Below are 14,060 nucleotides of genomic sequence, written 5' to 3'. Positions count from 1 at the left end.
AAATCAGAAAATTACTAATAAAAATAATGTTTAAACAGGAGGTACTGTGATGAATATTTTTGTTTTATTAAAAAGAACATTTGATACAGAGGAAAGACTTACGGTGTCAAATGGCAGCATAAATGAAGATGGTGCAGAATTCATAATCAACCCTTACGATGAGTATGCAGTGGAGGAAGCAATCCAAGTAAGAGACGCTCATGGCGGAGAAGTCACAGTCGTGACAGTAGGTACAGAGGAAGCGGAAAAAGAGCTTCGTACGGCGCTTGCGATGGGTGCTGACAAAGCGGTATTGATCAATACAGAAGATGATGTCGAAAACGGCGACCAATTTACAACGGCGAAAATTCTAGCTGAGTTCTTGAAAGACAAGGATGCTGACCTGATCATCGGCGGTAACGTAGCTATTGACGGTGGATCCGGACAGGTTGGACCTCGCGTAGCGGAATTATTGGATATTCCTTATGTTACAACTATCACTAAGCTAGAAATCAACGGAGAAACGGCTACAATCGTTCGCGACGTCGAAGGTGATTCCGAAGTCATTGAAACATCCCTACCGTTGCTTGTTACAGCACAACAGGGATTAAATGACCCTCGTTATCCATCTCTTCCGGGAATCATGAAGGCGAAGAAAAAGCCTCTTGAAGAATTGGAACTAGATGACCTAGATCTTGATGAGGACGATGTCGAGGCAAAAACAAAAACGCTTGAAATTTACCTTCCACCGAAAAAAGAAGCTGGTCGTGTGCTTCAAGGGGAACTTGATGCTCAAGTAAAAGAATTGGTTTCCGCATTAAGAAACGAAGCGAAAGTAATCTAATACTACAAAGAGGACATTTAGCGTTTGATTGGAGCAGATGGCGTAGACTCCGGCGGGAGGTAGCGCTTAGGGGAGACCCCGCGAGAGCCTGAGGGCACTGAAAAAATGAAAACGAATTGTTTAATGGTTTCTAGCTGTAGATTGGAGCAAATAGCGTAGACTCCTGCAGGGGAGTAGCGACAATCTTGAGACCCCGCAGGGCGCAGCCCGAGGAGGCTCAAGGTCGCCCCGCGGAAAGCGAAGCTATTTGTGTAAATCAACAGCGGTGTTTACCCAAGAACTAAAATTCAGTACTTTTTCAGTGGCCTCCAAGAGCCTGAGGAGGCTCCACAAGTGCCCCGCGGAAAGCGAAGCCAGCTGCGGAAATCAAACAGCGACGCACGAAAGATTCTCATAGATAGATACATGGACAGGAGGAGACAAACATGGCAAGAAAAGTATTAACATTAGCAGAAGTACGTGATTCCGCATTGCGTAATGTTTCGTTTGAGGCAATTGCTGCAGGGAAAACAGTAGCAGAGGGTGGCGAGGTTGTCACTGTACTGGTAGGGGAAAGTGTAGGTTCGCTTGCCCAGGAATTAATCGCTTACGGAGCAGACCGCGTAATTACAATAGAGCACGCAAATTTGAAAGCGTACACATCCGATGGGTACTCCCAGGCATTAATGGCAGTAATCGACTCGGAAAATCCAGAAGGAATCATTTTTGGTCACACAGCTTTAGGGAAAGATCTATCACCTAAGTTGGCTTCCAAACTGAATTCCGGATTGATCTCGGATGCTACAGAAGTGGAAGAGGTTGGTGGAAACCTTGTATTCACAAGACCGATCTATTCCGGTAAAGCATTCGAAAAGAAAATCGTGACAGACGGAGCAATCTTTGCAACTATTCGTCCAAACAACATCGCATCCCTTGAAAAAGATGATGCTCGTACTGGCGATGTGTCTTCACTTGATGTTGATGTAAAAGACCTTCGCACGATCATTAAAGAAGTGGTTCGAAAAGCAACGGAAGGTGTGGATCTTTCTGAGGCAAAAGTTGTAGTGGCTGGAGGACGTGGTGTGAAATCCACAGATGGATTCGAGCCATTAAAAGAATTGGCGGATGTTCTTGGAGCGGCGGTCGGTGCTTCCCGTGGTGCGTGTGACGCAGACTATTGCGATTACTCCTTACAAATCGGTCAAACAGGTAAAGTGGTAACTCCTGACCTTTACATTGCATGCGGTATATCCGGAGCCATTCAGCATCTAGCTGGTATGTCCAACTCCAAAGTAATCGTTGCGATCAATAAAGATCCGGAAGCAAACATTTTCAAAGTAGCTGACTATGGTATCGTCGGTGACCTATTTGAAGTAGTACCGATGCTTACGGCTGAATTCAAGAAGCTGTTGGTGACAAACTAAGGTATCTTTTACAGACAGCCAGGCGCTTTTGGGTGCTTGGCTGTTTTGGTGTGTTGAATAAGGGATAACGTAGCTGGTGATTGGAGCAAAAGGCGAAGACTCCAGCGGGGGAGAACGACAATCTTGAGACCCCCAAGCGCAGCGAGGAGGCTCAAGGTCGCCCCCCGGAAAGCGAAGCCATTTGCGGAAATTACCAGCGGTGTTTTATGTATCTCCCCTATTAAATAAAAACCCTGAAATTGGGTAAACCTATAACGAAGCAAATAATTAGCGTCACTATGTGGTAAATGCTATACTTTAGCTATAGTAAAACTCTGAAAGATTTTCCATCTGTCAGAGAACACATTAACAGCATATATTGTTAACTGTGAGATAAAAGGCTTAGGAGGAATTTATTATGGCAATTACAAATGCAACTGACCAAAACTTTACACAAGAAACTAGCGACGGTCTAGTTTTAGCTGATTTCTGGGCTCCATGGTGCGGACCTTGTAAAATGATCGCTCCAGTTCTTGAGGAACTAGATCAAGATATGGGCGACAAAGTAAAAATAGTAAAAGTTGATGTGGATGAGAACCAAGAAACTGCCGGTAAATTCGGCGTTATGAGCATCCCGACTTTACTTGTTATCAAAAACGGTGAAGTAGTAGACAAAGCAGTAGGTTTCCAACCGAAAGAAGCTTTGGCTGAACTATTAAACAAGCACGCTTAATGCGTTTTTGCTGAAAGCCTGGTCCTTTGACCGGGCTTTTTGTTTTTTGGGCCAGATGTAGAATTGCTGAGGGACTTTTATCAAGAAACCTGAGAATATATCGAGAAAACTTTGGATATATCAATAAAATTGGAAATATATCGAGAAAACTCGGGATATATCAAGAAAACAGGGATCTCACAAACAATCCACCTCCACCGGGAATACGATCCTGCAAGCACCCACTTCAACTACCCTAAAACCTACAAATGGAACATACGTACGAAACAAGGTATAATGGAAACGTACATAAAATCTTTGGTTGGGAGGAAGAACCATTGAACGAATCATTAAAAGAAAAATTAGCTATCTTGCCCGACCAACCGGGATGCTATCTGATGAAAGATCGCCAAGGAACCATTATCTATGTTGGAAAGGCGAAGGTGCTGAAAAATCGAGTCCGTTCTTATTTTACCGGAAGCCATGACGGTAAAACGCTAAGGCTCGTAAATGAGATAGTTGATTTTGAATATATTGTTACGTCATCAAATATCGAAGCACTGATACTTGAGCTGAATCTAATTAAAAAACATAACCCAAAATATAATGTCATGTTGAAAGATGACAAGCGTTATCCCTTCATCAAAATAACAGCGGAGAAGCACCCACGTCTTCTGATAACGCGTAAAGTCCAGAAGGATAAAGGAAAATACTTCGGTCCATACCCGAATGTCCAGGCTGCAAATGAAACAAAAAAACTGCTCGATCGGGTCTATCCCCTCAGAAAGTGTATGACACTGCCTGACCGTGTCTGCCTTTACTATCACATGGGACAATGTCTGGCTCCTTGTGTGGAACATGTATCGGAAGAAACGAACAAGGAAATGGTCGATGGAATTGTACGGTTCCTGAACGGTGGTTATAAGGAAGTCAAAAGTGAACTAACCGAAAAGATGATGAAAGCATCAGAGAACCTAGAGTTTGAAAGGGCACAGGAATTCAGGGATCAGATCATCAATATCGAAGCGACGATGGAAAAACAGAAAATGGAGATGAACGACTTCGTCGACCGAGATGTATTTGGATACGCCTTCGACAAAGGGTGGATGTGCGTTCAGGTCTTTTTCATCCGTCAGGGGAAACTGATTGAGCGTGACGTGTCCCTATTCCCTATTTACAACGAGGCGGAAGAGGATTTCCTCACGTTCCTCGGGCAGTTCTATTCCAAGCAGAATCACTTTGTTCCAAAAGAAGTGATGCTTCCGAGTAAGATCGACCTGCCCGTTGCACAACAGCTTCTTCAAACCAATGTGCTACAGCCACAACGGGGGAAAAAGAAGCAGCTTGTGGACTTGGCTAACAAGAATGCAAAGGTCGCGTTAGGAGAGAAATTTTCTCTGATAGAGCGGGATGAAAGCAGGACCATCAAAGCGGTCGAAAACCTCGGAGAGATTCTTGGCATCATAACCCCTCACCGTATCGAGGCGTTTGATAACTCCAATATCCAGGGGACTGATCCGGTTTCTGCCATGGTGGTCTTCATTGATGGCAAACCGGAAAAGAGGGAGTATCGAAAGTATAAAACAAAAAGTGTCCAAGGTCCTGATGACTATGAATCCATGAGGGAAGTGGTCAGAAGACGGTACACCCGAGTGCTTAAGGAATCGCTGCCACTGCCTGACCTGATAGTCATTGATGGTGCAAAGGGCCATATGAGTGCAGTAAGGGATGTTCTTGAAAATGAACTGGATTTGTTTATCCCGATCGTCGGACTTGCTAAAGACGACAAACATAGAACAAGCAACCTCCTTGCAGGGGAGGATGCGGTGATCGTACCGCTAGAAAGAACGAGTCAGGAGTTCTACTTGCTCCAACGGATACAGGATGAGGTTCATAGATTCGCGATAACGTTCCACCGTCAGATCAGAAGTAAAAGTGTTTTCCAATCCATACTGGATGAAATCACAGGCGTCGGTGCAACAAGGAAAAAAGCATTGATGAAGCACTTCGGTTCCGTTGCAAAGATGAAAGAGGCGACTGTGGAAGAAATACAGGCTGCAAAAATACCTAAGGCGATAGCTGAAGAAATTTTTAAAAAACTTCGTGAATAGGTGTTGTAAGGATTCTTATTGTCTGATATAATCACTATTAATTTCATAATGTGCCACTTCAAATCGATGAAGTGATGATAGAGGTGCGAACTTCAAAAGTATGTAATCGGAGAAGATAGAGCTTCCGAGATGATTACGGAAAGGGGAGGATCGCCGAAGTAAAAAAAAGTCTCTTTTTCTTTTTTTTACTGGTTCTGCGTTTAAGAAATGTAGGACTGTCAGGTTGTCTTTGTGCTGCCTGGAGAGCTATCTCACCGCGTGAACGGATTCTTAATTTGACCAATCACAGCAATGAGACATTAGCTCATTGCTGTTTTTTTATATCCTCACAATGCTGCTATGGCAAAATGCGTACTGAGAGCTATCTAACATTATGATGAAATTAATCAATGAAAAGGGAATGGTGCACATGTCAACGATTGTTGTACAAAAATTCGGAGGAACATCAGTGGGCTCTGTGGAAAGAATTCAGCACGTGGCACGTCGGGTCATCAGTGAAGTGGAAAACGGACATAAAGTGGTGGTCGTGGTTTCGGCTATGGGAAAAACGACAGATGAGTTGTTAAAATTAGCGAATGCGATTAATCCGCATCCAAGCAAACGGGACATGGATATGCTTCTGACAACTGGCGAGCAGATTACGATCTCTTTGCTTGCAATGGCATTGCAGGTAAGAGGGCATGAAGCAGTTTCCCTAACAGGCTGGCAGGCGGGAATCCGGACAGAGCCGGTACATGGAAACGCAAGAATCACTCATATTGAAACAGGCTTTCTAAAAAGCCATTTGGATTCAGGAAAAATCGTCATCGTTGCCGGTTTCCAAGGGATTACGGCTAACAACGAAATCACAACACTTGGACGCGGTGGGTCGGATACTACTGCGGTAGCATTGGCTGCTGCACTAAGCGCGAAGAAGTGCGACATTTATACAGATGTTACTGGTGTTTACACAACAGACCCACGTTTTGTAAAAGAAGCCAGAAAGCTTGCTGCTATTGCATATGATGAAATGTTAGAACTGGCAAACCTAGGAGCAGGTGTACTCCACCCGCGCGCGGTAGAATTTGCAAAAAATTATGGAGTGCAGCTTGTTGTGCGATCCAGTATGGAAGAGGAAGAAGGAACGATTATTGAGGAGGAAGTATCCATGGAAAAAAATCTAGTTGTCAGAGGAATTGCATTCGAAGACCAAATCACCCGTATCACCGTTTGTGGACTGCCAAATGAGCTACATACATTATCCACAATCTTTACAACACTGGCTCAGCACAGCTTGAACGTCGATATCATCATCCAAACAAGTATGGATAAAGATACAACTAATATTTCTTTCTCTGTCAAAACAGTGGACGTGAAAGATACTATTGAAGTATTGGAACAGCACCAAGGCCGTTTAGGGTTTACAGCCATCGAGCAGGAAAGCGGTCTGGCGAAAGTATCCATCGTGGGCTCTGGTATGGTTTCCAATCCTGGGGTAGCAGCCGAAATGTTCCAGGTGCTTGCTACAGAAGGAATCCATGTGAAAATGGTGAGCACTTCTGAGATCAAAGTTTCCACAGTAGTCGATGTTGCCGAGATGGTTCGTGCGGTGGAGGCGTTGCATGTGGCATTTAAGCTAGGCGAAGAGTCTGTTGAGAGAGTATTAAGCTAAGAGAATAGTAGTTTTGTTTGTGAAGTGCCCTTTTCTAAGTGAAGAGGGTGCTTTTATGTGGGGTGTGGGGAGTGCTAGTGCGCATTTACTTTCCGTTAGATAGAAATACGAGCCGAACTGACCAACATACGAGCCGAACTGACCAACATACGAGCCTAACTCATTAAGATTCTTTCCGTTAAAAGAATATACGAGCCGAACTCACCAAAATACGAGCCGTCCGACAAAAAAACACAAAATCCCCCATCCCCCTCCCCTAAGTACATCCCACACTACTCCCAAAATCCCCTAAAAAAAGCCGACCACCCCAACAGGGCAATCGGACATCAACTATTATCAAATTAGCAAGCGGGAAAATTAACCATCATTAGGTTGCCACCCGTAAGGTAGTCAGAAGCCAAGCCCGCACGAATCCACCTGGAAGTGCACTCGGTAGCTTGCTGCCCGCTAACCACCCTGGAGGCAGCAACAAAATGACATCACTTATCCCACTGTACTGTAATTGTAATCTCTTTTCGTTTTTTCTGCTCTTCAATCGCTTCTGCAGTTTTCCCTTTTTGACGTTGTATCTGTTCGGCTAGGAATCCTGCTTCAAGTTGGAAGGTTGCGTCTTTGTTTAGCTCTAGACGGCGCTGAACCATTTCACCGCGAATGAGGTATTTTACCTCATATTTGCTCTGTTCTATCAGTTCAAGCTCTCCCCACCCAGCTTCTCTGAAGAACTGGACAATTTCCTCTTGGATATCAATAGTGAATTTGCGTGCCAGCTGTTTTCCAGCCCAGTAGATGATCTGGGTGTGGTCTTTCCCCAATAGATTAGGAAGGAGCATGTCACGAATCAATTCGTACCCAAAGATAGGGACTTGGATTTGTGTGTCGATCACTTGTTGTTGGTTATTTGATTCTGTCATTTAATTCCCCTCTTTCTCTATGTTCATTATATACCATCCTGGCCCTTTAATAAATGTAACGTATGGAGGATTTTATTCTACTAATATATTTTTATATTTTTCTGATAATTGAATTGTTATTTAGAGTTTTTTTAAAAGTTCAATTTTTGTTCGCGTTTTCTTGACGCTACACATATAGGGGAGTAAAATAAATATGTCACATATTTGTCGATATATCTGCAAAGGCTTTCATTTTATTGAAAGTTTCAAAAACGAGATGGGGAGTTCCATGATTTTCTACTATAATAGATAGTGAAAAGCAGAACTTACAAAACATCTAATCTATTTTCTTATCTGAAAAAGGGGGTTAAGTGATGGCAACAGAACGTGAATTTTTACTTCGTAGACTCCACTCATTACTAGGAGTCATTCCTGTTGGTCTCTTCTTGATTCAGCATTTGGTTATAAACCACTTTGCTACAAAAGGACCAGAATCTTTTAACAAAGCGGCACACTTTATGGAGAGCCTGCCGTTCCGTTATGCGCTAGAAATTTTTGTAATCTTTCTTCCGATCCTTTTCCATGCTATCTATGGCTTATATATTGCTTTTACAGCAAAAAACAATGTAAGCAACTATGGATTTGTTCGTAACTGGATGTTTATGCTTCAGCGCTTTACAGGAATCGTTACATTAATTTTTATCGTATGGCATGTATGGGAAACGAGAATTGCAGCAGCACTTGGAGCGGACGTTAACTACAACATGATGGCAGACATCTTGTCTAGCCCGTTTATGTTCTGGTTCTACATTGTTGGTGTAGTTGCAACAATCTTCCATTTTGCAAATGGACTTTGGTCTTTCTGTGTAAGCTGGGGAATTACAGTAACTCCTCGTTCTCAACTTATTGCAACCTACGTAACTATCGGTATTTTCTTTGCATTGTCTTTCGTAGGGGTACGTGCAATCCTAGCATTCGTCTAATTAGCAACTATTAAGGAGTGAGTTACATATGAGTAAAAAAGTTATCGTGGTCGGCGGTGGATTAGCAGGCTTGATGGCAACCATCAAAGTCGCTGAAGCCGGTGTACCAGTTGATCTATTTTCATTAGTACCGGTTAAACGTTCTCACTCAGTTTGTGCCCAGGGTGGAATAAACGGGGCAGTAAACACTAAAGGAGAAGGGGATTCTCCTTGGGAACACTTTGACGATTCCGTATATGGTGGAGATTTCTTAGCAAACCAGCCACCTGTTAAAGCGATGTGTGATGCGGCGCCAGGAATCATCCATCTATTGGACCGTATGGGAGTTATGTTCAATCGTACTCCAGAGGGATTATTGGACTTCCGACGCTTTGGTGGAACGCAGCATCACCGTACAGCATTCGCTGGTGCAACAACAGGTCAACAGTTATTATACGCATTGGACGAGCAGGTTCGCCGCTTTGAAGTTTCCGGTCTTGTTACAAAGTATGAAGGTTGGGAATTCTTAGGTTCTGTTATCGACGACGAGGGCATCTGCCGCGGGGTTGTCGCACAAAACCTTACTAGCATGGAAATCGTATCATTCCCTGCAGACGCAGTTATCATGGCGACTGGTGGTCCTGGTATTATTTTCGGTAAATCTACAAACTCTGTCATCAATACTGGTTCAGCAGCATCGATCGTATATCAGCAAGGTGCCTACTATGCGAATGGTGAGTTCATCCAGATTCACCCGACAGCAATACCTGGAGATGATAAGCTTCGTCTTATGAGTGAATCTGCTCGTGGTGAAGGTGGACGTGTTTGGACATATAAAGACGGTAAGCCGTGGTACTTCCTTGAGGAAAAATACCCAGCTTACGGAAACCTGGTTCCTCGTGATATCGCAACTCGTGAGATTTTTGACGTGTGTGTTAACCAGAAACTTGGTGTTAACGGTGAGAACATGGTGTATTTGGATCTTTCCCATAAGGATCCAAAAGAATTGGATGTCAAACTTGGTGGAATCATCGAAATCTATGAAAAATTCATGGGTGACGATCCACGTAAAGTACCAATGAAAATCTTCCCTGCTGTTCATTATTCCATGGGTGGAATCTGGGTGGATTATGACCAGATGACAAACATTCCTGGACTATTTGCTGCAGGTGAATGTGATTATTCTCAGCATGGTGCGAACCGTCTTGGAGCCAACTCCCTACTATCCGCAATCTACGGTGGTATGGTTGCAGGTCCAAAAGCGGTAGAATACATGAACGGATTGGAAAAATCTACGGATTCCCTTTCTTCCTCCCTTTTCGACCGTTATGTAAAAGAAGAAGAAGCAAAGTGGAACAAGATTATGACAATGAACGGCACAGAGAATGCTTATGTGCTTCATAAAGAGCTTGGTGAGTGGATGACAGACAACGTAACAGTTGTTCGCTACAATGACAAGCTGAAGCAGACGGATGAAAAAATTCAGGAGCTTCTCGAGCGTTATGACAATATCAATATCCATGATACAGCGAAATGGAGCAATCAAGGAGCGGCGTTCACCCGTCAGCTGCATCACATGCTTCAATTGGCTCGTGTTATCACAATCGGCGCATACAACCGTAATGAGAGTCGTGGAGCACATTACAAACCGGACTTCCCGGAGCGTAATGATGAGGAATTCCTAAAAACTACAATGGCGAAATTCACAGGTCCTAAATCTGCACCTGAATTCTCCTATGAAGAGGTAGATGTTAGCTTAATCTCGCCACGTAAGCGTGACTACTCTAAGAAAAAAGGGGGTAAAGAATGATGGCTGAACAAGCAAAAACTGTAACGTTTAAAGTGAAGCGTCAGGACGGTCCTGAGGGAACCCCTTATTATGAAACATTCGAATTGGCTTACCGCCCGAACATGAACGTAATCTCTGCACTTATGGAAGTTCGTCGTAACCCTGTTAATAATGAAGGGAAAGAGACGACTCCTGTAAACTGGGATATGAACTGTTTGGAAGAAGTATGTGGAGCTTGTTCCATGGTAATCAACGGCAAGCCGAGACAATCCTGTACGGCGCTTGTTGACCAATTGGAGCAGCCTATCGTACTTGAGCCGATGAGTACTTTCCCGGTTGTACGTGACCTTCAAGTCGATAGAAGTCGCATGTTCGACTCCTTGAAAAAGGTGAAAGCATGGATTCCGATCGATGGCACTTATGATCTTGGACCTGGTCCTCGTATGCCGGAGAAAAAGCGTCAATGGGCATATGAACTTTCCAAATGTATGACTTGCGGAGTATGTTTGGAAGCTTGTCCTAACGTTAACAGCAAATCAGAATTCATCGGTCCTGCACCACTTTCCCAAGTGCGACTATTCAATGCACATCCAACCGGGGAAATGAACAAATCCGAGCGTCTTGAAGCGATCATGGGAGACGGAGGCCTTGCAAACTGTGGTAACTCACAAAACTGTGTGCAGTCCTGCCCTAAAGGTATCCCTTTGACTACTTCCATCGCAGCGCTTAACCGCGACACGACGGTTCAGATGTTCAGAAGCTTCTTTGGTTCCGACCAGGGCTAATAAACAACTTACAGAACGCCTCTTTGCTGAAAAGAGGCGTTTTTTTACAAAAATTCAAGTGTGAAAATAGAAAACGGTTGATTTCCGTTCCAGGCGCTTCGCTTTCCTGCGGGCGGTCCGGGAGCCTCCGCGACAAGCCTGCGGGGTCTCCCTTGTCCCTTCCTCCCGCGGGAGTTTCGCGTCTTCCACTACAATCAACAAGGAGAATACATTCAATCTTTGAAAAAATTTATTATTTTAAAAAAAGTCCCCCTGGTGACTGAAGTGCAAGATGTGAGACTCCGGCGGGAGGTAGCGGTAGACTTGAGACCCCGCAACAAAGTGAGGAGGCTCAAGCACCGCCCCGCGGAAAGCGAACATCTGGAACGGAAGTCAACAGGAGTTATGCTAGATATCTATCAATCCATTTCAAGGAGATTTGATAATTCAGGGAGGAATAAACATGAAAAAGTTAGCCTATATAGAAGACCTGCAACAATGGATGAATGAGTTCTCATTCAGTCACGGAGTCAAAGTAAGATTTTCCGAAACAGACATGTTCGGTCATATGAATAACACGGTGCCGTTTGTATATTTTGAGGAAGCTAGAATAGAATTCTTCAAAAGCCTAGGGTTCATGCAAGAATGGACACAAGCAGGAAGCAACACCATCCCTGTCGTAGCAGACTTACAATGTGACTTTCTACAACAAGTCTACTTTGGGGAAGAACTGGAGATCTGTGTAAAAACGAATGAAGTGGGAACCTCTTCTGTTGACCTGCATTATCTTGGTAGAAAAGGAAATGGGAAGCCTTATTTTGTGGGGAGAGGACGTATGGTCCAACTGAATAAACATACCGCTAAAGGTGAAGCTTGGAACGAGGAGCAGCGAAACCTCTTCCTTTCTAGAGAATCAATGAAAAAATAATGAAAATACGTCTAATTACGTGGAACTCCCGTCTGCCTTCTAACATATTATACCATGACTAAATATACACCCATCCGCTAGTTCAGCTCTGGCTAAGGCAAGGAGGGTTACAATTATTGAAGGAGAAAGAGTTTCAACCAAAGCCATTGCTTACCAAAAGAGAAAGAGAAGTATTTGAGCTGTTAGTTCAGGATAAAACAACGAAAGAAATTGCTGGTGAGTTGTTTATCAGTGAAAAGACAGTTCGGAACCACATTTCCAATGCTATGCAAAAGCTGGGAGTAAAGGGGCGTTCCCAAGCAGTTGTCGAGCTTCTTCGCATGGGAGAATTAGAGCTTTAACTTAACCTGCCGACTATCTTCTAACAATACAGTTAAGAGTGGTAGTCGGTTATTTATTATCTTATGTACAAGTTTTACAGTTCCTAGCTCCAAAAAACGTTCAAACCCAAGTATTTCTATGTGGGTAAATATATTTAAAAGCCTTTACATCTTGCTTTTTATATGAAAACATAAGAAAATAAACATAATAGACACAATGATTACATGACACCTTATGTTCAGATAAAAAAGAAAAAGGGAAGAAAGAGGGTCGAGAATGACGAATCAAAATGAAGCAGTATTGCAGGATCCGCAACTGGTTGCAGATATAGAGAAATCATTAAGATACATAGCGACTTTGGTGAAACAGAAAGGTCGCGAAATATTAAGCAATTACACCATCACACCTCCGCAATTCGTTGCGTTACAATGGTTGCTTGAAGGTGGGGATATGACCATCGGTGAATTGTCCACGAAAATGTATTTAGCGTGCAGTACGACTACTGACCTTGTAGACCGTATGGAGAAGAATGAACTCGTCCAGCGTGTAAAAGATCCAAACGACCGACGTGTTGTACGTATTCACCTTCTTGTAGAAGGAGAACGTATTATCGCGGAAGTGGTGAAAAAACGTCAGGACTATTTGCAAAACATACTAAAGAACTATTCCAAAGATGAAATTTTCATGTTAGAAAAGTGTTTAGCACGATTACATCTAGAAATGAAAGAATGAGGGATTTAGTTGCTAAGACCAATAGGAGTTATTGATTCTGGAGTAGGAGGCCTGACGGTTGCAAAAGAAATCATGCGTCAGTTGCCGAAAGAGCGCATCATATACTTAGGAGACACAGCTCGGTGTCCGTATGGACCAAGGCCTGTTGACGAGGTGCGGCTTTATACTTGGGAAATGACAAGGTATCTGTTGACCCATAATATAAAAATGCTTGTTATTGCCTGTAATACAGCCACTGCGGTTGTGTTGGATGAGATAAGGGAGCAATTGGACATTCCTGTGATAGGGGTTGTGGACCCTGGTGCCAGAACGGCGTTAAAGGTTACATCAAATTATCAGGTAGGTGTCATTGGTACAGTGGGGACCATCAACAGCGGTGCGTATGCCAATGCCCTTAGAGCCATTAACAATGAAGTGCATGTAGAAAGCCTGGCGTGTCCAAGCTTTGTGCCGTTAGTAGAAAGTGGGAATTTCGAAGGGGAGCGAGCCAAGGCTGTCGTCGAAGATACTCTACACTTGTTTAAAGGATCTAATATAGATACTTTAATTCTGGGTTGCACCCACTATCCTCTGTTGCGGCCTACCATCCAGGAAGTGATGGGAAAGGATATTCAGTTGATCTGTTCTGGTGATGAGACTGCCCGTGAGGTAAGTACCATCCTCAATTTCAAAAAACTTTTGAATAAACAGCAGGTAACGGAAAACCATCAATTTTACACAACCGGTTCTAAGGAGCTATTTGAGAAGATTGCAAGCAAGCTTTTTGAACAGCCTATCGAGAACGTCAATACGATTGTGTTGGATCCGATCGGGATATAAATGAATCACAGGTGTGAACCAAGTGAATTCCAATAGTAAAACAGGGCGGTGAATTTTCCCGCCCTGTTTTTTTGTGTAAAGATAAGAATATATATAATTCTGTTGATTTCCGTTCCAGGCGCTTCGCTTTCCAGTGGGCGGCAACCAATATGGGACAAAACTTTTTCCAGAGCTCG

The 14,060-nt window shown here is 43.5% G+C and carries 13 protein-coding genes and 1 riboswitch; of the genes, 12 read left to right on the top strand and 1 reads right to left on the bottom strand.

Annotated features, from left to right (window positions below; translation table 11 throughout):
- Positions 1 to 49 precede the first annotated feature (49 nt).
- From AB685_RS18365 to AB685_RS18345, 5 genes are all read left to right on the top strand, one after another.
- Entirely contained in the window at positions 50 to 823 is a 774-nt protein-coding gene (locus AB685_RS18365) for an electron transfer flavoprotein subunit beta/FixA family protein (RefSeq protein ID WP_047972070.1), read from the top strand.
- 425 nt (positions 824 to 1,248) lie between these two features.
- The gene (locus AB685_RS18360) at positions 1,249 to 2,226 is read left to right on the top strand and encodes an electron transfer flavoprotein subunit alpha/FixB family protein (RefSeq protein ID WP_047972069.1); all 978 of its coding nucleotides are present in this window, start codon (positions 1,249 to 1,251) and stop codon (positions 2,224 to 2,226) included.
- Between the two features lie 397 nt (positions 2,227 to 2,623).
- Entirely contained in the window at positions 2,624 to 2,938 is a 315-nt protein-coding gene (gene trxA / locus AB685_RS18355) for a thioredoxin (RefSeq protein WP_047972068.1), read from the top strand.
- A 317-nt stretch (positions 2,939 to 3,255) separates the two neighbouring features.
- The gene (gene uvrC, locus AB685_RS18350; protein WP_047972067.1) at positions 3,256 to 5,028 is read left to right on the top strand and encodes an excinuclease ABC subunit UvrC; all 1,773 of its coding nucleotides are present in this window, start codon (positions 3,256 to 3,258) and stop codon (positions 5,026 to 5,028) included.
- 70 nt (positions 5,029 to 5,098) lie between these two features.
- Positions 5,099 to 5,285, top strand: a riboswitch (Lysine riboswitch).
- Between the two features lie 152 nt (positions 5,286 to 5,437).
- Complete coding sequence (locus AB685_RS18345) at positions 5,438 to 6,679, top strand: aspartate kinase (protein ID WP_047972185.1); 1,242 nt, start codon at positions 5,438 to 5,440, stop codon at positions 6,677 to 6,679.
- Between the two features lie 479 nt (positions 6,680 to 7,158).
- Here the strand turns inward: AB685_RS18345 and AB685_RS18340 are convergent, their stop codons facing one another.
- The gene (locus tag AB685_RS18340; RefSeq protein WP_047972066.1) at positions 7,159 to 7,590 is read right to left on the bottom strand and encodes a YslB family protein; all 432 of its coding nucleotides are present in this window, start codon (positions 7,588 to 7,590) and stop codon (positions 7,159 to 7,161) included.
- Between the two features lie 353 nt (positions 7,591 to 7,943).
- Between AB685_RS18340 and AB685_RS18335 the strand changes: the two genes are divergently transcribed.
- From AB685_RS18335 to racE, 7 genes are all read left to right on the top strand, one after another.
- On the top strand, positions 7,944 to 8,552 hold the full coding sequence (locus AB685_RS18335; protein WP_047972065.1) for a succinate dehydrogenase cytochrome b558 subunit: 609 nt from the start codon (positions 7,944 to 7,946) through the stop codon (positions 8,550 to 8,552).
- Positions 8,553 to 8,580: 28 nt separating this feature from the next.
- Positions 8,581 to 10,341 carry a succinate dehydrogenase flavoprotein subunit gene (sdhA, locus tag AB685_RS18330; protein ID WP_047972064.1) on the top strand — a complete coding sequence of 587 codons (1,761 nt, stop codon included), beginning with the start codon at positions 8,581 to 8,583 and terminating at the stop codon, positions 10,339 to 10,341.
- Positions 10,341 to 11,105 (top strand): succinate dehydrogenase iron-sulfur subunit, encoded by a 765-nt coding sequence (gene sdhB / locus AB685_RS18325; RefSeq protein ID WP_047972184.1) that lies wholly within the window; start codon positions 10,341 to 10,343, stop codon positions 11,103 to 11,105. The genes sdhA and sdhB overlap by 1 nt, the downstream gene beginning before the upstream one ends.
- A gap of 442 nt (positions 11,106 to 11,547) precedes the next feature.
- Positions 11,548 to 12,012, top strand: a complete 465-nt coding sequence (locus AB685_RS18320; protein WP_047972063.1) for an acyl-CoA thioesterase — start codon at positions 11,548 to 11,550, stop codon at positions 12,010 to 12,012.
- A 116-nt stretch (positions 12,013 to 12,128) separates the two neighbouring features.
- The gene (gene gerE, locus AB685_RS18315; RefSeq protein WP_047972062.1) at positions 12,129 to 12,353 is read left to right on the top strand and encodes a spore germination transcription factor GerE; all 225 of its coding nucleotides are present in this window, start codon (positions 12,129 to 12,131) and stop codon (positions 12,351 to 12,353) included.
- A 256-nt stretch (positions 12,354 to 12,609) separates the two neighbouring features.
- The gene (locus AB685_RS18310; RefSeq protein ID WP_047972061.1) at positions 12,610 to 13,065 is read left to right on the top strand and encodes a MarR family transcriptional regulator; all 456 of its coding nucleotides are present in this window, start codon (positions 12,610 to 12,612) and stop codon (positions 13,063 to 13,065) included.
- A gap of 9 nt (positions 13,066 to 13,074) precedes the next feature.
- Positions 13,075 to 13,884, top strand: coding sequence for a glutamate racemase (racE, locus tag AB685_RS18305; protein WP_047972060.1), 810 nt, complete (start codon positions 13,075 to 13,077; stop codon positions 13,882 to 13,884).
- Positions 13,885 to 14,060 lie beyond the last annotated feature (176 nt).

This window comes from Bacillus sp. LL01, from assembly GCF_001037965.1.
The sequence above is the reverse complement of the archived record's forward strand: the minus strand, read 5'-3'. Positions and strand labels throughout refer to the sequence as shown.

Coding starts and splice junctions, on each gene's coding strand:
- AB685_RS18365 (WP_047972070.1), top strand. CDS start 50: ATGAATATTTTTGTTTTATTAAAAAGAACATTTGATACAGAGGAAAGA.
- AB685_RS18360 (WP_047972069.1), top strand. CDS start 1,249: ATGGCAAGAAAAGTATTAACATTAGCAGAAGTACGTGATTCCGCATTG.
- trxA (WP_047972068.1), top strand. CDS start 2,624: ATGGCAATTACAAATGCAACTGACCAAAACTTTACACAAGAAACTAGC.
- AB685_RS18345 (WP_047972185.1), top strand. CDS start 5,438: ATGTCAACGATTGTTGTACAAAAATTCGGAGGAACATCAGTGGGCTCT.
- AB685_RS18340 (WP_047972066.1), bottom strand. CDS start 7,590: ATGACAGAATCAAATAACCAACAACAAGTGATCGACACACAAATCCAA.
- AB685_RS18335 (WP_047972065.1), top strand. CDS start 7,944: ATGGCAACAGAACGTGAATTTTTACTTCGTAGACTCCACTCATTACTA.
- sdhA (WP_047972064.1), top strand. CDS start 8,581: ATGAGTAAAAAAGTTATCGTGGTCGGCGGTGGATTAGCAGGCTTGATG.
- sdhB (WP_047972184.1), top strand. CDS start 10,341: ATGGCTGAACAAGCAAAAACTGTAACGTTTAAAGTGAAGCGTCAGGAC.
- AB685_RS18320 (WP_047972063.1), top strand. CDS start 11,548: ATGAAAAAGTTAGCCTATATAGAAGACCTGCAACAATGGATGAATGAG.
- AB685_RS18310 (WP_047972061.1), top strand. CDS start 12,610: ATGACGAATCAAAATGAAGCAGTATTGCAGGATCCGCAACTGGTTGCA.